This is a genomic window from Cupriavidus sp. 21MJTG02-4 (assembly GCF_057798975.1).
The window spans coordinates 47,430-66,300 of record NZ_JBYOJP010000015.1 but is presented as its reverse complement, the minus strand read 5'-3'; the positions used below and the strand labels follow the sequence as shown (position 1 = coordinate 66,300).

The window sequence follows — 18,871 nt, the reverse complement described above, 5'->3', positions numbered from 1 at the left end:
TTTGATTTTCCGCTGTCGCGTGCGCAATATCCGGCTCTTCCTGCTGGTTCTGATGCTGGCCTTCCTGCCGTTCCAGGCATGGGCCGGTACAGTCGCGCCCGTCATGGAGGTCGCCCACCCCGCCCTGCACACGGACAGCCATCCGGCCGGACTGTGCAAGGCGGCGGAAAATGCCGCGCCTTGCAGCACGGCTCCGGCCGACGCGCCCGACACGTCGCCGGCCGGCATCGACCTTGCGGAGCAGCTTCTGCCCGCGCCAGAACTCCGTCTTGCCGCCGGCCCCGCCCAATCCCGGCCGCCGCGCTACGCGGGGACTGCCCTGCCCGACCCCGACCTTCCGCTCCTGCCGCGTCCTCCGCGCGGCTGACACCCAACTGCGCGGCATTCGCCGCGCATGACCGTTCCTGCGCGCCGTGCCATCCAGGCGCCGCGCGCGCCTGCGGCTCGTCCGCGCCTATCCGTAGTCCAGTTCCACTCTCATGAAACGCGTCCTGCTTTTCCTGGCGACCAACCTCGCCGTCATGCTTGTCCTCAGTATCACCGCCAGCGTCCTTGGCGTGAACCGCTTCCTGACCGCCAACGGTCTCAACTTCGGCATGCTGCTCGCCTTTGCCGCGCTGATGGGCTTCGGCGGCTCGTTCATCTCGCTGCTGATGTCCAAGACCATCGCCAAGTGGTCCACCGGCGCGCAGGTCATCACGCATCCGAGCACCAGCACCGAACTGTGGCTCGTGCAGACCGTGCAGAAGCTGTCGCAGAAGGCGGGCCTGCCCATGCCCGAAGTGGCGATCTACGAGGGCGAGCCCAACGCGTTCGCGACCGGCGCGACGAAGAACAGCTCGCTGGTGGCCGTTTCCACCGGCCTGCTGCAGTCGATGTCGCATGACGAGGTGGAAGCCGTGCTCGCGCATGAAGTGGCGCACGTGGCCAATGGCGACATGGTGACGCTCACGCTGATCCAGGGCGTGGTGAACACGTTCGTGATCTTCCTTGCGCGCGTGGTCGGCTACTTCGTCGACTCGATGCTGCGCAAGAACGATGAGGAGTCGAGCGGGCCCGGCATCGGCTACATGGTCACCGTGATCGTCTGCGAGATCGTCTTCGGCATCCTGGCCAGCATCATCGTCGCTACCTTTTCGCGTCGCCGCGAGTTCCGCGCCGACGCGGGCGCGGCGGGCCTGATGGGCTCGCCGACGCCGATGGTCGCCGCGCTGCGCCGCCTCGGCGGCCTGGAGCCGGACGGCCTGCCGCAGAACATGCAGGCCATGGGCATTGCCGGAGGGAAATCATGGATGGCGCTGTTCTCGAGCCATCCGCCGATCGAGCAGCGCATCGCGGCGCTGCAGTCGGCACGCTGAAATCCGATCCATCGCTGCGATCTGTCCGGGAGCGCCACGACGGCACCCGGGCGGACACCGCAGGCATCCTGTCAGGGGGCAAGAGATGCAAGCGAAGCTGTTGGACACGACCAGTACCGCGTGGCGCGCCGCCCTGGAGCGCTGCAGCCATGATTGCTACCACACGCCGGCGTGGATGAAGACGGCGCAGAACAGCGAGCGCGGCCTGGCATTCGCCGTGCATGCGACGGATGGCGACCATGAATTGCTGGTTCCGTACATCCGTCGCCCCATCATCGGGGACCTGTGGGATGCCACCTCGGCCTACGGCTATGGCGGCCCGCTGGTGAGCACCGGGGCGCCGGCGAATTTCGCGGATGCGGCATTCTGCGCCGCCGTAGCGATGCTGCGCGAAGCCGGCTGCGTGTCCTGGTTCCTGCGGCTGCACCCGCTGCTCAACACGCATTGGAAAAGTTCGCTGGGGCTTGTGCTCGAGCAGGGCCAGACGGTGTCGATCGACCTGACCAAGGCGCCGGAGAAGCACTGGCAAGAGACCCAGTCACGCCACAAGCTCGGCATCAACCGCGCCCGGCGCGCAGGCGTGACGGTGCGGCTGGACCGCGACTTTGACGCGCTGTCACGCTTCATCGACCTCTACAACGAGACCATGACGCGCCGCAGTGCGGCGGAGTACTACTTTTTCGACGTGCAGTACTACCGTTCGCTGGTCGAAGAGCTTGGCGAGAACCTGCTGTTGATGGTGGCCGAGGAAGCGGGCGAAGTCATCGGCGGCGCCCTGTTCACGCTGTCGCGGCGCTCGGGCATCATGCAGTACCACCTGTCCGGGTCCGACTGGGACTACCGCCACCGCCAGCCGACCAAGATCATCATCCACACCGCCCGCGAATGGGGCCGCATGCATGGCTTCTCGCGGCTGCATCTTGGTGGTGGCCTTGGCTCCGCTGTGGACTCGTTGCACGAATTCAAGCGCGGATTTTCGCCGGACACGCATGTGTTCCGCACGCAGCGCGTGGTCGTCAACCGGCAGGCCTACCAGTCGCTATCGGCCGGGCGCATCGCTTCGGCCGGCGATCTCCATGGCTATTTCCCGGCCTATCGGCGGCCCGTCGCTGCCATGGCGCACGCGAACAGCGAACTGCCCGAGCTTACTCCGTGACGCGTCCGCGCAGCGCTTTCACCTGGCTGCGCTGGCTCTTGCCTTCCAGGCGACGTTTGCGCGAAGCAAACGTCGGGCGGGTCGGGCGGCGCGTGCGCGGCGGTGTCGCCACGCTGGCCACCAGTTCGTGCAGCCGCCGGATGGCATCGTCGCGGTTCAGTTCAAGGCTGCGATGCTGCTGCGCCTTGATGACCACCACGCCATCACGCGTGATGCGGTGGTCATGCAGCTGCAGCAGGCGTGCCTTGTGGTCCGGCGCGAGCGAGGACGCGTTCACGTCGTAGCGCAGGTGCACCGCGTTGGACACCTTGTTGATGTTCTGCCCCCCCGCGCCCTGCGCGCGGATCGCGGTGATGTCGTACTCGTGGTGGGGGATGAGGAATTCGCCGGACATGCGCGCATCATAACAAGGCGCATGTCCGGACAATGCGGCTAGGCAGCCGGCGCGATGTTCTGGTTCACGCGGAACAGGTTGCCCGGGTCGTACTTCTGCTTGATGCGCGCCAGGCGCTCGAAATTGGGCCCATAGGCCGCGCCGATGCGGCCCGCTTCATCCTCGGTCAGGAAGTTCACGTACACGCCGCCGGTCGCATAGGGCTCGGTGGCGCGGAAGAAGTCGCGCGCCCAGGCCACGCAGGCTGCGTCCTCGGCGGGACTTTCCCATCGCGTATGGACGTTCATGACAAAGCGCGCATCCCGGTGGTGGTAGGCCGTGGCATCCGCGGCAACGCCGTTGGCCCGCCCGCCGACCTGCCCGATGAAGATCTCGGAGTGCGGCGACGGCAGGCGGCCGGAGTAATCGATCATGGCATCGATGGCTTCGTCCGGCAGCTGCGTGAAGTTGTGCGATTTCCAGTAGTTGCGCGCGCCCGGCGCCAGCAGCGGGTCGAATGCCTGCTGCCAGGCTACGTAGGGCATGGCGCCCGCGTGCTCGCCGAGCACGGTGCCAAAGCTGCGCAACGGCGCCAGCAGCGGCTCGCCCTGCGCCGGATCGCCCGCGTAGAACACGGCCAGCACCACCACGTCGGTGCCGTGGACGGTGGTCGGCAGGAACGGCAGCGGCGGCGCCTTGCGCAGCACGACCCAGATATTGAGGTCTTCCGGCATGGCTTCGGTGAACACGCGGTACTGGCTGAGCACCGCACGACCCTCCGCGGCGGGAAACACCAGCAGCCCGGCCAGGATCTGCGGTCCGACAGCGTGCAGCCGGAATTCGAACAGCGTCACCACGCCGAAGTTGCCGCCGCCGCCGCGCAGGGCCCAGAACAGGTCGGAGTGGGCCTGCTCGCTCGCGTGAAGGCGCTGGCCATCGGCGGTCACGACTTGCGCCGACAGCAGGTTATCCACAGTCATGCCGTACTTGCGCGTGAGCCAGCCGAAGCCGCCGCCAAGCGTCAGCCCGGCCACGCCCGTGGTCGAGTTGATGCCCAGCGGCGTCGCCAGCCCACAAGCCTGGGCCTCGTGGTCGAAGTCGGCCAGCAGCGCGCCAGGCTCCACCCAGGCGCGCCGTGTGCCGGTGTCGATATGGACGGCGCGCATGGCGGACAGGTCGATGACGACGCCGTCATCGCAGAGCGCCTTGCCGGCAATATTGTGGCCACCGCCGCGCACTGCGAGCAGCAGGCCGTTGTCCCGCGCAAAGGCCACGGCTGCCGCGATGTCGGCAACCCCGGCGCACTGCACCACCACGGCGGGGCGCTTGTCCACCATGGCATTCCAGATCGCGCGCGATTCGTCGTAGCCGGGCTCGCCGGACAGCAGTACCTTGCCGCGCACGGCCGTGCGCAGTGACGCAAGCAGGTCTTTCGACAGTGCAGGCATGGCGAACCTCCGCATCGACATCACGGGGCCGCCATGCACAAGGGAGAGCGGGCGATGGCGGCCCGTCCAGGGCTTCAGCGACGCAAATTGCGCGCCATGTGTGCCAGCGCACCGACTGGAGACGTATTGCGATGCGTGACCGCAAAGGCATCCCCTCAATCAGGCAGAAGTGTTTCAACCGTGATGCACGGCGCGTGTTGGGGCAGCCGCGCCAGCGCGCCAAAAGGATGCCGGGTGTGACGCCCCGTCGTCTCGGCAAGGATGGACAATCTGTTGCAGGGGCGACACGTGTCCGGCGCTAGCGCCACGTGTAACCCAGGCCCACGCCGTAGGTGATCTGGTTGCGCGTGCCGCGCTGGGTAACGATGGGACTGTTGGCCGCGTCGCCGGTCAGCCGCTGCGCATAAACCATGGCCCCGGCATACCAGTTCCTGTCGATCTGGTAGAGCAGCGCGAGCCAGCCGGTGTACTGCTCCAGCCCGCCCCTCGGGTTGTAGGCCGGCAGCCCGCTGGCCGCCGCATCACCGTCGGTCACGCCGAAATAGGTACGGTTGAAGCTGTCGCTGACCCAGCTCGCACCCAGGCCGGCGCCGGCATAGACGCGTCGGTGCATCGGCACCCACGCCGAGGCGTTGGCGCTGACGCGCGCGCCGCCGTAGACGATGCCCGCATTCGTCATCACGTTGATGCCGCCGCGCAGGCGAAACGGGATCGAGCCTTCGTGCAGGTACTCGTAGCCGAACCATCCGCCGGCCTCGACGGTCGTGTCGATCTCGTGGATGCGCGACACCACCGGGTCGTCGACACCGGTGCGCCCCAGGCGCAGCGACACCGCGGGCCCCCACTGCCAGCCGGTCAGCCCGCCGAAGTTGAATTGCGCGTAGGGACCGTACCATTCGAGCAGCCGGCCGCCCGGGGTCACGTAGCGCACGCCGGGCACGACGCCGATGGTGCGGTCCTTGCCACCGGCGAACTCGGTGGTCGAGCCCACGCCGATGCCAACCATATTGGGCAGCGACCCGGGCAGGTCCAGCGGCGACGCAGCGCTGCCGCTTGCGGACAGCGCCAAAGCGAGGGCCGCCAGGCCCGGGCCTGCGATACGCCGGATCCGTGCCGGCAGTGCTGTCCGCGCAGTACGTGCCATGTCTCGCCCTCCCCGATCGAATACGTCGAATCAGGCCAATCTATCAGCACATAGGCGACGCGGACGCAGTCGGTGATATGAAAGTTTTCAGCTGCCGGCGTTGCCGGGCGCGGGTGCACGGCGGCGTAGCGATCACTGGAATAGCGACTAATATGAAAGCGCGCCAACCGGCACCCGCTGCCCGGAACCAGGCGCGACGGTAAGGCGGACCGCCGCGCACCTGGTCCGCACGGGAGTGTGCAATGACAACCAGGCAGAAGCTGCACGCATGGACCGCCGCCGCGTGCATGGCGCTGGCCATGGCATCCGGCGTGGCCAGCGCAGACGAGGTTCCGCTCGTGACGGGCAAGCAATGGACCGAGTCGACGGAGCAGATGAAGAAGGCCTATCTGGTCGGCATCGCCAATGTGGTGCAGGTCGATGTCGCTTACCACGCCGGCAATGTCCCGCCGGACTCGCAGACCATCGTGCCGCGCCTCGCGCGGGGCCTGAAAGGCCATACGCTGGACTCGGTTCGCGACGGCCTGGACCGCTGGTATGCCGCCCACCCCGACCGCCTGCAGCGGCCGGTGCTCGAAACCATCTGGTTCGAGATGGTGGTGCCTGGACTGCAGGGCAAGAAATAAGGCGAGGCCATGAAACGACTTCAATGGATCGGCGCGGCGCTGGCGGTGGCCAGCGTGACCGCCTGCACGGGCATGACGCCGCAGCAGCAAGGGACGGTTTCGGGGGCTGCCATCGGTGCCGCCGCCGGCGCGGGCATTGCCGCCATCGCAGGCGGGAGCGGCTGGACCGGTGCGGCCATCGGCGCGGTGGCGGGCGGTGTGGCGGGCAATATCAAGGGACGCAACGACCAGCAGCGGTACTGACCGCCGGAGGTTCCACCGTCCAGCCGCGGCACGGTCGGTCGCTGCGGCGTTTCGTCCTGGCCGCGCACCGCGCGTCGGGTCCTGGTCCTGTCGCTGCTCAGCGGTAGCCGATCCGTGCCCACAGCCGGATGCTCTCGGTCACCAGCCGCTCACTGCGCTCGACAACCCGGCGATTGGAGGCGCGCACCCACTGCATCCGCTCCAGCAGATCGTCGTTCTCGATCCACGCCGCACCGGCAATTCCTGCACAGGGGCCGGCGGCGACACCCCTCCGCACAGGCAAGAGACAAAAAAGAAGCGCGGACATGCCGCGCTTTCCAAATGTCCTGTCAGAAACGGGGAGCGTTCTGCAGGGAGAGGCCTCAGTGGCACTCTAAGTCCGTCCCCCTGTGAAGACAATTGAAACATCCTTAGGACGGAATTAAGCATCTTGCGGAAAGTGTCACAAACGGGGGCGCTTCGATTCGGTTCTTGCCAAGGCGCTGTCGGCCTGGAGGCGGAATGCCAGCCGGAACGCAGGGAATCATTTCGGGAAATTTGGCGCGCCCGGCTGGGATCGAACCAGCAACCCCTGCCTTCGGAGGGCAGTACTCTATCCATTGAGCTACGGGCGCGCGGAAAGTGGTCTGGCACAGGCGGCAAGGATCTGCCACGGCGTGCAACCGGTGCGGCGGGCGAATGCCGCCGCTGGGAAGTCGCATAGGATACCGTGTTTGCGCCGAGGCGTCCATGCGCGCGAATCCGGGCGCATCGCCCAACGTCTCGGAACCGTCTCTTTTGGCCCAGCCATGAGGCCTTTGGGGCTATAATCGCGAGCTATTTCCGTCAAGACGCAGCGGCACCGCGTTGGCAAACGGGGGACAGTACTGAACCACGCAATCAGAAGGACCCAGACGTTCAAGGGCCCGATAAATCAAGCCGAGCGTGAGCGGCTGAAGGTTTCCTGCAAAACTGAGAGTTCTGTATGAGCGACGTCCAACACCAACACGACGAACACGAGTCTCCCATCAAGACGCCGAAGCAGCTGATCGCAGTGGTGATCGCTGCGTTCCTGGTCCCGATCATCGTGATCATCCTGCTGGTCAATTTTGTCGGCCACGGCTCCAAGGAAGGTGCCGGTTCGGTCACCACGGCGGAAGCCATCAATGACCGCATCAAGCCGGTCGCTTCGCTCGAGATCAAGGACGCCAACGCACCGCGCGTCTTCAAGACCGGCGAGCAGGTCTACAAGGAAGTCTGCGCCGCGTGCCACGCTACGGGCGCCGTGGGCGCGCCGAAGTACAGCAACGCGGGCGACTGGGCCAGCCGCATCGGCCAGGGCTTCGATGGCCTGCTGAGCTCGGTGCTGCACGGCAAGGGCGCCATGCAGCCGCGCGCCGGCACCACGCCGGACGACTATTCCGACTACGAACTGGGCCGCGCCGTGGTCTACATGGCTGACGCCGGTGGCGCCAAGTTCCCCGAGCCTGCGGCCCCTGCCGCCGCTGCCCCGGCCACCGCCGCGGCATCGGACGCCGGTGCCGCACCGGCTGCCGCCGCTGCTCCGGCTCCTGCAGCGGCGCCCGCGCCCGCTGCCGCTGCGCCGGCTCCGGCCGCAGCACCTGCCGCGGCTTCCGCCGAAGTGGGCAAGAAGGTCTATGACCAGGTCTGCGCCGCCTGCCACGCCGCCGGCGTTGCCGGGGCTCCCAAGTTCGGCGACAAGGCCGCCTGGGCGCCACGCCTGAAGGAAGGCATGGACGCCGTCCACAACTACGCGCTGAAGGGCAAGGGCGTGATGCCGCCGAAGGGCGGCTATGCCGGCCCGGACGCCGATGTGCTCGCCGCCGCCGACTACATGGCCAGCGCCGCCAAGTAACACCGGCCGCACAGACAGAAAAGCCCGCGATTGGATCGCGGGCTTTTTTTCGCCTGTTGGTTGCGCGCCGGGACCGGCGCCTGCGGATCAGACCACGCGGGAATATCGCGGCACGAACCGCACCGGCTGGGCGCCGTCATTGGCTGCCGGCGGGGCAGCGGGCGGCCTGGCAGCGTCTTCGCGCAGGTAACGGTCGAACACCATGGCAACGCGGCGCACGAGCAGGCGGCCCAGCATGGTGACCTCGATGCGGCCCGGCTCGCGACGAACCAGGCCATCTGCGCCGAGCCGGTCAAGATCCACAAGTTCGGCGGCAAACGTGCTTGCGAAATCGATGCCATGGCGTGCCTCGATCTGCGCCATGTCGAGCACGCCATTGCACATCAGCGCCCCGATGATCTCGCGGCGCAGGTGATCGTCGGCTTCCATCGTGAAGCCCCGCATGACCGGCAGCCGCCCGGCGTCGATTGCGGCGTAGTAATCGTCGAGCGTGCGCGCGCTCTGCACGTAGCGCCCCGCCACGGCACCGATCGCGGAAATGCCGAAGCCGAGCTGGTCATAGCCGGCATGCGTCGAATAGCCCTGGAAATTGCGCTGCAGCCGGCCCTCGCGCTGGGCCACGGCGAGGTCGTCTTCGGGCAGCGCGAAGTGGTCCATGCCGATGTAGACGTAGCCGGCGGCAGTCAGGCGTTCGATCGTGGAGACCAGGATATCGAGCTTCTCGCCCGCGCTCGGCAGCGCGTTTTCGTCGATGCGCCGCTGTGGCTTGAAGACATGCGGCAGGTGCGCGTAGCTATAGACGGAGAGCCGGTCGGGCCGCAGTGTCAACACCCGCTCCACGGTCGCGTTGAAGCGCGCCGTGGTCTGGTACGGCAGCCCGTAGATCAGGTCCAGGCTGACCGACCGGAACCCCAGTTTGCGCGAGGCGTCGACCACCGCGCGGGTTTCCTCGAACGGCTGGATGCGGTGGATGGCCTGCTGGACTTCCGGGTCGAAATCCTGCACCCCCAGGCTGACGCGGTTGAAGCCGAGTTCGGCGAGCAACGCCATGCGTTCGTAGTCGACGCGGCGCGGATCGATCTCGATCGAGTGCTCGCCGTCGGCAGGCAGGTCGAAATGCTCGTGCAGCGATGCCATTACGCGTCGCATCTCGGCCGGGTTCAGGAAGGTCGGCGTGCCGCCGCCCCAGTGTGATTGCAGCACCTGCCGGCGGCCGCCGAGGTGGGCCGCGGTCAGCGCCATCTCGCGGCCGAGGTAGCTCACGTACTTGGCGCTACGCCCGTGGTCGTGCGTGATGACCTTGTTGCAGCCGCAGTAGTAGCAGATGTTCTCGCAGAACGGGATGTGCAGATACAGCGACAACGGCGCCGGCGCGGCGGAGCGGCAGTCCGCCAGCGCGGCGTGGTAGGCCGATTCATCGAGGCCGCCATGGAAGCGGTCGGCCGTCGGGTAGGACGTGTAGCGCGGGCCGTTGCCGTCGATGCGGCCGGCCAGCGCGCGGAAATCGGAGAGGGCGCGGCGATCGATGGCCGCGGATGGCGTGGTGAGCGTGTGCATGGGGGCGGACTGATCGGGGAGTTTGACGATCCATGCTAGTTCCCCGACGCCGGTAAGGAATTGACGCGCGTCAAGCCCGACGGTCGCATGGCACGGCGAACCCCCTCGTCGGCGGGGGTATTTCGTCACAGTTCTGTCACACGTGCCGGATACGCTGCGCCCCGCATCTCCGGCAGCCACCGCCCGGATCAGCCAGCCATCCCCTTTCCATGCCCTCGATCCTGCCTTGTTTGTCGTACCCATCGCTGCGCGGCGAAGCGCCGCCGCCCTCCCCGCGCCGCCGCCAGCTGATGACCGCACTTGGCGGACTGGCCGCCGCGCCGCTGGCCCTGGCCCAGGCGCCGACGCGGCGCACCGTCGTGGTCGGCCATCTGCTCGACCGAAGCGGGGCCCAGGCCGACCTGGCGCGTGACTACCTGGCCGGCGCCAAGGTCATGTTCGACGCGGCCAACGCCGCCGGTGGTCCGGTGCGGATTGCGCATGTCGTGCGCGACGCCGATGCCGATCCGCGCGCGGCGCTCGCGCAGGCACTATCGCTTGCCGATGGCGAGCATGCCGAACTGCTGTTCGGCCCCGGCGACCGGCTGTTGCCGGCCCTTGCGGCCTCGCCCGAACTGCACCGGCGCGGCGTGCAGATCGTGGCGCCGCTCTCGGGCCTGGCCCTGAACGCGGACAACGTCTGGTTCACGCGCGCCGACTACCAGGCCGAACTCGACACCGCCGTGAAGCAACTGCGCGACTACGGGCTGACGCGCGTGGCGCTGGCGGTCTCGGCGGAGTTCGCCGCCTCCGCTACCGGCAACGGCGCCGCGTGGCTGGGGGCGCTTGAATCCACGATGGGCACCCGCGCGGTGCCGCTGGGCGGCAACGCGGACGCCGCCGCGCGCACCATCGCGGCGCAACGGCCCGGTGCCGTGATCGTGGCGGGTGACACGCTGGCCTATGCGAGCCTGGGCCGGGCCCTGGCCGCGCAAGGCTGGTACGGATTCCTGGTCGGCCTGTCGGCGGTCAGCCCCACGGTGGCGCGCGAAGTGCTCGGCGCGGGCTATCCGGGCGGCATGGTGCTGACGCAGGTTGCGCCCGGACCGCAGGCCGCCACACTGCGCGTGGTCAAGGAGCACGTGGCCCGCATGAAGCAATACCTTGACGAGCCGCCCTCGCCCGCGACCATCGCCGGCTATATCGGCGCCGCCTGGCTGGTGCGCGCACTGGGTGCGTGGCGCGGCAATGGCGCTGTGGAATTGCGGCGCGCGCTGCAGGCTCGCGTCGATGTGGGCGACTTCACGCTCGATTTCACGCAGGGGCAGCGCGGCTCGCGCTACGTGCAGCTTGCTGCTTCAGGCACACGGTAGGTCCAGGCGCACGCGCAGGCCGCCGGTTTCACGCCGCGGCGTGCATCGTCCACGGCCTCACGCAGCGCTCAACCGGGCGCCGTCTTGCCGCCATTGCCGAGCAAGGCCTTCAGCGCGCCAAGCCGGTCCTTGGGACTCATCGCCGGCATCTCGTCCTTCGGCGGCGGCGCTTCTTCCAGCTTCATCTCGCCGATAAAGCGCGACGGTTCGCAGGAATAGGTCTCTCGCGCGCGCTTGCGCTTCTTGCACCAGCTGATATGCAGGCTGCGCTGCGCGCGCGTGATGCCCACGTACATCAGGCGGCGCTCCTCTTCAATTTTCTCGTCGGCCATGTCCTCGTCTTCGCGGCAGTGGGGCAGGATGCCCTCTTCCACGCCGACCAGGAATACGTGCGGATACTCCAGGCCTTTCGAGGCATGCAGCGTCGAAAGCCGCACTGCGTCGGGGTCTTCCTCGCGCCCCTCCAGCATGCTCATCAGCGCCACGGTCTGCGTCAGTTCAAGCAGGTTCTTGCCTTCACTGCCGAAGCCGTCCGCATTGTCGAAGCCGGTGGCTTCGCCCTCGCCCTCCGGCTCGGGCCGCGTGCCCTTGCGCTTGAGCCATTCCAGGAACTCGAGCGTATTGGTCCAGCGCGACTGGGCCTGGCGCTCATCGAACGAGTCATACAGGTAGGCCTCGTAGTGGATGCCTTCCATCATGTCGTCCAGCACTACGCTGGCCGGATCCTTGGTCGCGCGATCGGCCAGGCGCACCATCGATTCGCAGAACACGCGCAGCGGCTCGAGCTGGCGCGGCTGCAGCCTGGCTTCGATGCCGCCCATCATGGCCGCCTCGAACAGTGACACCTTGGCCTGCCCCGCGAACGTGCCCAGCACTTCCAGCGTGGTGTTGCCGATGCCGCGGCGCGGCGTGGTGATGGCGCGGATGAAGGCGGGATCATCGTCCGGATTCGCGATCAAGCGCAGATAAGCGCAGATGTCCTTGATCTCCGCCTTGTCGAAGAAGCTCTGGCCGCCCGACAGCACATACGGAATGCGCTCGCGCCGCAGGATCTGCTCGAACAGCCGCGCCTGGTGGTTGCCGCGGTACAGGATGGCGTAGTCGCGGAACTGCGCGCGGCGCTCGAACTTGTGGGCGGACAGGCGGAACACCACGGACTCGGCCTCGTGCTCCTCGTCGTTCATCGGGTGGATGGCGATCGGGTCGCCCATGCCGTGCTCGCTCCACAGCTTCTTGTCGAACAGCTTCGGGTTGTTGGCGATGACCGCGTTGGCCGCCTCCAGGATGCGCACCGTGGAGCGGTAGTTCTGCTCCAGCTTGACGACCTTGAGATCGGGGAAATCGGTCTGCAGCAGGCGCAGGTTGTCCAGCGTGGCGCCGCGCCAGCCGTAGATGGCCTGGTCGTCGTCGCCCACCGCCGTGAACGCCGGCGCGCGCAGGTGCGAGCCGCCCGCCAGCAGCTTGAGCAGCTGGTACTGGCACGCGTTGGTGTCCTGGTATTCGTCGACCAGGAAGTAGCGCAGGCGGTTCTGCCACTTGAGCTGCACCGTCTCATTGCGCGCGAAGAGCTCGGCAGGCAGGCGGATCAGGTCGTCGAAGTCCACCGCCTGATAGGCATTCAGCGTAGCCACGTAATTGCGGTAGACCAGCGCGGCCTGGTGTTCGTCGGCGTTGGCGGCCTGGGCGATGGCCGCTTCGGGATCGACCATGCCGTTCTTCCACAGCGAGATGGTGCCCTGCAGGCCGCGGATCAGCTTCTTGTCGGTGGTGCCGAGCTGCTCCTGGATCAGGCCGAAGCAATCGTCCGAATCCATGATCGAGAATTGCGGCTTCAAGCCCACGTGCTCGGCCTCGAGGCGCAGGATCTGCACCCCGAGCGAGTGAAACGTGCACACCGTCAGCTGCTTGAGCGGCAGGCGCTTGCCCTCGCGCGAGGTCTTGCCCTCCATCAGCTTGCCGATGCGCTCCTGCATCTCCTTGGCCGCCTTGTTCGTAAACGTGACGGCGGCGATATGGCGCGGCTCGAAGCCCTTGTCTTCGATCAGGTGCGCGATCTTCTGCGTGATCACGCGGGTCTTGCCCGAACCCGCTCCGGCAAGGACGAGGCAGGGCCCGTCCAGATAGCGGACGGCTTCGGATTGGGCAGCGTTCAGGCCGTGGGTCATACGCGGGATGTCTGGCGTGGAAGGTGCGTCGGGGGGAGGTGGAGGCGCCTGGTGCGCAACATGCCGCAGCATGCCGGGGGCGCGGCGCGAAGCCGCGCCATGTTAACACGCCAGGCAGTGGGCGTTCTGTCAGCGGAAGTCGCTATTTTCTTGCCGCCGATGTTACGGAAGTAACGCTTGGTAAGTCCCAAAACCTGCGGCATATCTCGGCTTCTAATCAGTATGGCGGGATGGATTCCGATCTGCCCCGAGCCCATTGAAGTCACTTCCGGAGCCAATCATGAGAACTCTACGAGCCCTTGGCAAGGCGACACTGGTAGGCGTTGCGGTAGCTGCCCTGGCGGGCGGCTGTTCCGATATGACGCCCAAGCAACGCAATACCGCAATCGGCGCCGCGGCCGGTGGCGTCGGCGGTGCCGTGCTCACCAACGGTAGTGCGGTCGGTACGCTCGGCGGTGCCGCGCTTGGCGGCGTGGTCGGTAACGTCGTGACGGACGATAATCACCATCGCCGCTGATCGCCGCTGACGGCAATCGCTTACGGCAATAACGGGCGGGCCTGCCGCGTTGACAAAGGCAGGGCCCTCCCGTACATTGCGCGCATCCGACCGGGAGAGCGCGCACAGTATTGCGCCGCCGAAGGGGTATCACCCGAAAACTCTCAGGCACCACGGACCGTTCGGATCGGCATGCAACATGCACACGATGCATGCCGCACTCTGGAGAGCGGCACCCGCCAGTCATGGCGAGCGTGCCCACCGAAGGGGCGCGCGAGGATCGGACCTGCCAGGCGGGGCCACCTCGTAATCTCTCAGGTATCGAGGACAGAGGGGTCATCCGCCGCAGCGGATTGCGACGCTATTCGAGCGAAGCAAGCGCTGCGGCGGATGACCCTTTTTTCGTTTTCGAAACCGAGATTGCCCCCGAGGATTCCCATGACGCTCCAGGCCACGCCCCTCAACGCCATCCACCGCGCCCTCGGCGCCCGCATGGTCGATTTCGGCGGCTGGGACATGCCGGTCAACTACGGCTCCCAGATCGAGGAACACCACGCCGTGCGCACCGACGCGGGCATGTTCGACGTATCGCATATGTGCGTCGTCGACCTCGCCGGTCCGAACACCCGCACCTTCCTGCGCGGCCTGCTGGCCAACAACGTCGACAAGCTGCAGACGCCCGGCAAGGCGCTGTACTCCTGCATGCTCGACGAGAAAGGCGGCGTGATCGATGACCTGATCGTCTATTTCTTCGCCGAGGACCGCTTCCGCCTGGTGGTCAACGCCAGCACCGCGCTGAGCGATATCGAATGGATCCGCGCGCGCAATGACGCCACCGGCAGCGGCGTGACGATCACCCCGCGCCGTGACGACGTAGCGCCCGCCGGCACGCTGCCGCTGGCCATCGTCGCCGTGCAGGGCCCGAATGCCCGCGCCAAGGTGTGGAGCGCCTTCCCGTCCACCCAGCCGTCCGACGCCCTCAAGCCCTTCAACGCCATCGTGGTCCAGGACCCGGCCATCGGCGAGATCATGGTTGCGCGCACCGGCTACACCGGTGAGGACGGCTTCGAACTCGTGGTGCCGGCCGAGAACGTTGCCGCGATGTGGGAGAAGCTCGACGCCGCCGGCGTGCGCCCCGCCGGTCTCGGCGCACGCGACACGCTGCGCCTGGAAGCCGGCATGAACCTGTACGGCCAGGACATGGATATCAATACCTCGCCGCTGGACGCGGGCCTGGCCTGGACCGTGGACCTGCTGAGCGAGCGCGATTTCACCGGCAAGGCGGCGCTCGCCGCCGCCGGCCAGCGCCAGCAGTTCGTCGGCCTGATCCTGCGCGACAAAGGCGGCGTGCTGCGCGCGCACCAGAAGGTCCTCACCGCTGCCGGTGATGGCGAAATCACCAGCGGCACCTTCAGCCCGTCCCTGTCGCAGTCGATCGCTTTCGCACGCCTGCCGATGGGCGTGGCGGTGGGCGACACCGTGCAGGTGGAGATTCGCGACCGCAAACTCGCGGCGACTGTGGTTAAACTGCCGTTTGTGCGTAATGGCAAGGCACTCGTGAGCTGAGGCGGTAACGCCCCGGCCCACCCCAACGGTCGCCCATCGCGCCTGGCCCATCGACCGATGGCAGGCGCCTGAACCAAGAACAAATCTGAATCCGGAGAACCCTCATGAATTTCCCCGCTGACCTGAAATACACCGAGTCGCACGAGTGGGTGCGCGTCGAAGCCGACGGCACCCTGACCATCGGCATCACCGACCACGCGCAGGACGCGCTGGGCGATATCGTCTTCCTGGAACTGCCCGAAGTGGGCAAGTCGGTCGGCGCCGGCGACGCGCTCGCCGTGGTGGAATCGGTGAAGGCCGCTTCCGACATCTACGCCCCGGTGGCCGGTGAAATCATCGCCGTCAACGAGGCCGCCACGGCCGCGCCGGAAAGCGTGAACGCCAACGCCTTCGACGCGTGGCTGTTCAAGATCAAGCCGGCCAACAGCGACGACGTCAACGGCCTGATGTCGGCCGACGCCTACAAGGCCAGCGTCGGCGCCTGACGCCGCGCCCGCCGGCCCTGCACCCAGCACGGGCCGGCCACTGTATTGATGCGCGGCGGCATGGCTGACCACCTGCCACCGCGCCCCCAACGAGGTTCTTGCCATGAACGCCCCGCTTCCCATGACCGCCGCCCAAGGTAACCGGCCCACGCTGGCCGCACTGGAGGCGCGCGACGCCTTCGCCTCCCGCCATATCGGCCCCGATACGCCCGAACAGCAGCACATGCTCAAGGTGCTCGGCTACGACAGCCGCGCCGCGCTGATCGACGCCGTGATTCCCGAAGCCATCCGCCGCCGCGACGGCATGCCGATGGGCGAATTCACCGAGCCGCTGGCCGAGGAAGCCGCACTGGCGAAGCTGCGCAAGCTGGCCGGCAAGAACAAGGTCCTGAAGAGCTTTATCGGCCAGGGCTACCACAACACGCTGACCCCGGCCGTCATTCTGCGCAATATCTTCGAGAACCCGGCCTGGTACACCGCGTATACGCCCTACCAGCCCGAGATCTCGCAAGGCCGCCTGGAAGCCATGCTGAACTTCCAGCAAATGGTCACGGACCTGACCGGCCTCGATATCGCCAACGCGTCGATGCTGGACGAGGGCACCGCCGCGGCCGAAGCCATGACGCTGCTGCAGCGCGTGAACAAGCACGCGTCGAACACCTTCTACGTGGCCGACGACGTCCTGCCGCAGACGCTGGAAGTGGTACGCACGCGCGCTAAGCCGCTGGGCATCGAAGTAAAGGTCGGCCCGGCTGCCGACGCGGCTTCGGCCCACGCATTCGGCGTGCTGCTGCAGTACCCGGGCGTCAACGGTGACGTCAACGACTACCGTGCCATTGCCGATGCCGTGCACGCCGCAGGCGGCCTGGTGGTGGCTGCCGCCGACCTGCTGGCGCTGACGCTGATCGCCGCGCCGGGCGAATGGGGCGCCGACGTGGCCGTGGGCAACTCGCAGCGCTTTGGCGTGCCGCTCGGCTTCGGCGGCCCGCACGCGGGCTATATGGCGGTGAAGGATGCGTTCAAGCGCTCGATGCCGGGCCGCCTGGTCGGCGTGACCATCGACGCGCAGGGCAACAAGGCCTATCGCCTGGCCCTGCAGACGCGCGAGCAGCATATCCGCCGCGAAAAGGCGACCTCCAACATTTGTACCGCGCAGGTGCTGCTGGCCGTGATGGCGTCGATGTACGCCGTGTACCACGGCCCGCAAGGCCTCAAGCGCATTGCGCGGCGCGTGCATCGCCTGACGGCCACGCTGGCCGCCGGCCTGCAGACGCTCGGTTTCACGCGCACCAACGCCACGTTCTTCGACACGCTGACGTTCGAGACCGGCTTCAACACTGAAGCGATCCACGCCGCCGCGACTGCACGCGGCATCAACCTGCGCCATGCCGGCGCGACGCGCATCGGCGTGTCGCTCGACGAGACCGCCACGCGCGACGACGTCGTGGCGCTGTGGGAAATCTTCTCGTTCGGCAAGCCGCTGCCGGCATCGCTGACGTTCGACGCGATCGAAGCCGCCGCCGACGACGCCTTCCCGGCCGGCCTCGCGCGCACCAGCGAATACCTGACGCACCCGGTGTTCAACACGCACCACGCCGAGCACGAGATGCTGCGCTACCTGCGCATGCTGGCCGACAAGGACCTGGCACTGGACCGCACCATGATCCCGCTGGGCTCGTGCACGATGAAGCTGAACGCCACCAGCGAGATGATTCCGGTGACCTGGCCCGAATTCAGCCAGATCCACCCGTTCGCGCCGCTGGACCAGACCGTGGGCTACCGCGAGATGATCGACCAGCTCGAGGCCATGCTGTGCGCGGCCACGGGCTACGCCGCCGTGAGCCTGCAGCCGAACGCCGGCTCGCAAGGCGAGTACGCGGGCCTGCTGATCATCCACGCTTACCACGCCAGCCGCGGCGAAAGCCATCGCGACATCTGCCTGATCCCGTCGTCCGCGCACGGCACCAACCCGGCGTCGGCCCAGATGGCCGGCATGAAGGTGGTGGTGGTGGCCTGCGACGAGAACGGCAACGTCGACCTGGAAGACCTGGCGAAGAAGGCCGAGCAGCACAGCAAGAACCTGGCGGCCATCATGATCACCTACCCGTCCACGCACGGCGTGTTCGAGCAGGGCGTGCAGCAGATCTGCGAGATCGTGCACCAGCACGGCGGACAGGTCTATGTCGACGGCGCCAACATGAACGCGATGGTCGGCACCGCCGCGCCGGGCCAGTTCGGCGGCGACGTGTCGCACCTGAACCTGCACAAGACCTTCTGCATCCCGCACGGCGGCGGCGGCCCCGGCGTGGGTCCCGTGGCGGTCGGCGCGCACCTGGCCGACTTCCTGCCGAACCAGGACAGCGTGGGCTATCGCCGCGACGACAACGGCATCGGCGGCGTATCGGCCGCGCCGTTCGGCTCGGCCAGCATCCTGCCGATCTCGTGGATGTACATCGCCATGATGGGTTCGGCCGGCCTCACCGCCGCCACCGAGAACGCCATCCTGACCGCCAACTATGTCGCCAAGCGCCTGTCGCCGTACTACCCGGTGCTGTACACGGGCCAGCACGACCTGGTGGCGCACGAATGCATCCTGGACCTGCGCCCGCTGCAGAAGGACACCGGCATCAGCAACGAAGACGTGGCCAAGCGCCTGATGGACTACGGCTTCCACGCCCCGACCATGAGCTTCCCGGTGCCGGGCACGCTGATGATCGAGCCGACCGAAAGCGAGGCCCTGCACGAGCTGGACCGCTTTATCGACGCGATGATCGCCATCCGCCAGGAAATCGGCCGCGTCGCCGACGGCACCTTCGACCGCGACGACAACCCGCTCAAGCACGCCCCGCACACGGCGGCCGTGGTCACGGCCAACGAGTGGACGCACCAGTACACGCGCGAAGAGGCCGCCTACCCGGTGGCGTCGCTGCGCACGCAGAAGTACTGGCCGCCGGTCGGCCGCGCCGACAACGTCTACGGCGACCGCAATCTGTTCTGCAGCTGCGTGCCGATGAGCGCGTACGCCGAGGACTGAGCCGTCGACTGAC

Annotated in this window: 17 protein-coding genes, 1 tRNA gene and 2 riboswitches; of the genes, 11 read left to right on the top strand and 7 right to left on the bottom strand. The window is 67.4% G+C overall.

Going from position 1 to position 18,871, the window contains the following annotated elements; all coding sequences use genetic code 11:
• Nucleotide 1: 1 nt before the first annotated feature.
• The 3 genes from AC3FKH_RS25655 (at nucleotide 2) to AC3FKH_RS25645 (ending at nucleotide 2,514) form a co-directional block, all read left to right on the top strand.
• Complete coding sequence (locus AC3FKH_RS25655) at nucleotides 2–367, top strand: hypothetical protein (protein WP_488678539.1); 366 nt, start codon at nucleotides 2–4, stop codon at nucleotides 365–367.
• A gap of 112 nt (nucleotides 368–479) precedes the next feature.
• On the top strand, nucleotides 480–1,358 hold the full coding sequence (gene htpX, locus AC3FKH_RS25650; RefSeq protein WP_488678538.1) for a protease HtpX: 879 nt from the start codon (nucleotides 480–482) through the stop codon (nucleotides 1,356–1,358).
• Between the two features lie 85 nt (nucleotides 1,359–1,443).
• Nucleotides 1,444–2,514 (top strand): GNAT family N-acetyltransferase, encoded by a 1,071-nt coding sequence (locus AC3FKH_RS25645; RefSeq protein ID WP_488678537.1) that lies wholly within the window; start codon nucleotides 1,444–1,446, stop codon nucleotides 2,512–2,514.
• Here the strand turns inward: AC3FKH_RS25645 and arfB are convergent.
• The 3 genes from arfB to AC3FKH_RS25630 all read right to left on the bottom strand — a co-directional run bounded on the left by arfB (nucleotide 2,504) and on the right by AC3FKH_RS25630 (nucleotide 5,479).
• Complete coding sequence (gene arfB, locus AC3FKH_RS25640) at nucleotides 2,504–2,908, bottom strand: alternative ribosome rescue aminoacyl-tRNA hydrolase ArfB (RefSeq protein ID WP_488678536.1); 405 nt, start codon at nucleotides 2,906–2,908, stop codon at nucleotides 2,504–2,506. The genes AC3FKH_RS25645 and arfB overlap by 11 nt on opposite strands.
• A 38-nt stretch (nucleotides 2,909–2,946) precedes the next feature.
• Nucleotides 2,947–4,335 carry an FAD-binding oxidoreductase gene (locus tag AC3FKH_RS25635; protein WP_488678535.1) on the bottom strand — a complete coding sequence of 463 codons (1,389 nt, stop codon included), beginning with the start codon at nucleotides 4,333–4,335 and terminating at the stop codon, nucleotides 2,947–2,949.
• A gap of 298 nt (nucleotides 4,336–4,633) precedes the next feature.
• The gene (locus AC3FKH_RS25630; RefSeq protein WP_488678534.1) at nucleotides 4,634–5,479 is read right to left on the bottom strand and encodes a MipA/OmpV family protein; all 846 of its coding nucleotides are present in this window, start codon (nucleotides 5,477–5,479) and stop codon (nucleotides 4,634–4,636) included.
• Nucleotides 5,480–5,721: 242 nt separating this feature from the next.
• Here AC3FKH_RS25630 and AC3FKH_RS25625 point away from each other — a divergent pair, with 242 nt between their 5' ends.
• Nucleotides 5,722–6,105, top strand: a complete 384-nt coding sequence (locus tag AC3FKH_RS25625; protein WP_488678533.1) for a hypothetical protein — start codon at nucleotides 5,722–5,724, stop codon at nucleotides 6,103–6,105.
• A gap of 9 nt (nucleotides 6,106–6,114) precedes the next feature.
• Complete coding sequence (locus AC3FKH_RS25620; RefSeq protein WP_483730704.1) at nucleotides 6,115–6,348, top strand: YMGG-like glycine zipper-containing protein; 234 nt, start codon at nucleotides 6,115–6,117, stop codon at nucleotides 6,346–6,348.
• A 97-nt stretch (nucleotides 6,349–6,445) separates the two neighbouring features.
• On the opposite strand, the gene AC3FKH_RS25615 is transcribed toward AC3FKH_RS25620, so the two are convergent.
• Together AC3FKH_RS25615 and AC3FKH_RS25610 are read right to left on the bottom strand one after the other, a co-directional pair.
• Nucleotides 6,446–6,655, bottom strand: a complete 210-nt coding sequence (locus AC3FKH_RS25615) for a hypothetical protein (RefSeq protein WP_488678532.1) — start codon at nucleotides 6,653–6,655, stop codon at nucleotides 6,446–6,448.
• Between the two features lie 231 nt (nucleotides 6,656–6,886).
• A tRNA-Arg gene (locus AC3FKH_RS25610) sits at nucleotides 6,887–6,962 on the bottom strand.
• Between the two features lie 350 nt (nucleotides 6,963–7,312).
• Between AC3FKH_RS25610 and AC3FKH_RS25605 the strand changes: the two genes are divergently transcribed.
• Nucleotides 7,313–8,203: a c-type cytochrome gene (locus AC3FKH_RS25605; protein ID WP_488678531.1), complete on the top strand. Its 891-nt coding sequence runs from the start codon at nucleotides 7,313–7,315 to the stop codon at nucleotides 8,201–8,203.
• A gap of 87 nt (nucleotides 8,204–8,290) precedes the next feature.
• Here AC3FKH_RS25605 and hemN read toward each other — a convergent pair whose 3' ends face one another.
• Nucleotides 8,291–9,760: an oxygen-independent coproporphyrinogen III oxidase gene (gene hemN, locus AC3FKH_RS25600; protein ID WP_488678530.1), complete on the bottom strand. Its 1,470-nt coding sequence runs from the start codon at nucleotides 9,758–9,760 to the stop codon at nucleotides 8,291–8,293.
• Nucleotides 9,761–9,969: 209 nt separating this feature from the next.
• On the opposite strand from hemN, the gene AC3FKH_RS25595 reads away from it, so the two are divergent.
• On the top strand, nucleotides 9,970–11,112 hold the full coding sequence (locus AC3FKH_RS25595) for an ABC transporter substrate-binding protein (RefSeq protein ID WP_488678529.1): 1,143 nt from the start codon (nucleotides 9,970–9,972) through the stop codon (nucleotides 11,110–11,112).
• Between the two features lie 68 nt (nucleotides 11,113–11,180).
• Here AC3FKH_RS25595 and AC3FKH_RS25590 read toward each other — a convergent pair whose 3' ends face one another.
• Complete coding sequence (locus tag AC3FKH_RS25590) at nucleotides 11,181–13,277, bottom strand: UvrD-helicase domain-containing protein (RefSeq protein WP_488678528.1); 2,097 nt, start codon at nucleotides 13,275–13,277, stop codon at nucleotides 11,181–11,183.
• A 280-nt stretch (nucleotides 13,278–13,557) separates the two neighbouring features.
• On the opposite strand from AC3FKH_RS25590, the gene AC3FKH_RS25585 reads away from it, so the two are divergent.
• From AC3FKH_RS25585 to gcvP, 4 genes are all read left to right on the top strand, one after another.
• Nucleotides 13,558–13,794, top strand: a complete 237-nt coding sequence (locus AC3FKH_RS25585) for a YMGG-like glycine zipper-containing protein (RefSeq protein ID WP_488678527.1) — start codon at nucleotides 13,558–13,560, stop codon at nucleotides 13,792–13,794.
• A gap of 81 nt (nucleotides 13,795–13,875) precedes the next feature.
• A riboswitch (glycine riboswitch) is annotated at nucleotides 13,876–13,964 on the top strand.
• 21 nt (nucleotides 13,965–13,985) lie between these two features.
• A riboswitch (glycine riboswitch) is annotated at nucleotides 13,986–14,114 on the top strand.
• A gap of 97 nt (nucleotides 14,115–14,211) precedes the next feature.
• A complete protein-coding gene (gene gcvT, locus AC3FKH_RS25580; RefSeq protein WP_488678526.1) occupies nucleotides 14,212–15,339 on the top strand; it encodes a glycine cleavage system aminomethyltransferase GcvT in 1,128 nt (375 codons plus the stop codon).
• Nucleotides 15,340–15,443: 104 nt separating this feature from the next.
• Complete coding sequence (gene gcvH / locus AC3FKH_RS25575; protein WP_483709811.1) at nucleotides 15,444–15,824, top strand: glycine cleavage system protein GcvH; 381 nt, start codon at nucleotides 15,444–15,446, stop codon at nucleotides 15,822–15,824.
• 103 nt (nucleotides 15,825–15,927) lie between these two features.
• Entirely contained in the window at nucleotides 15,928–18,858 is a 2,931-nt protein-coding gene (gcvP, locus tag AC3FKH_RS25570) for an aminomethyl-transferring glycine dehydrogenase (RefSeq protein WP_488678525.1), read from the top strand.
• Nucleotides 18,859–18,871 lie beyond the last annotated feature (13 nt).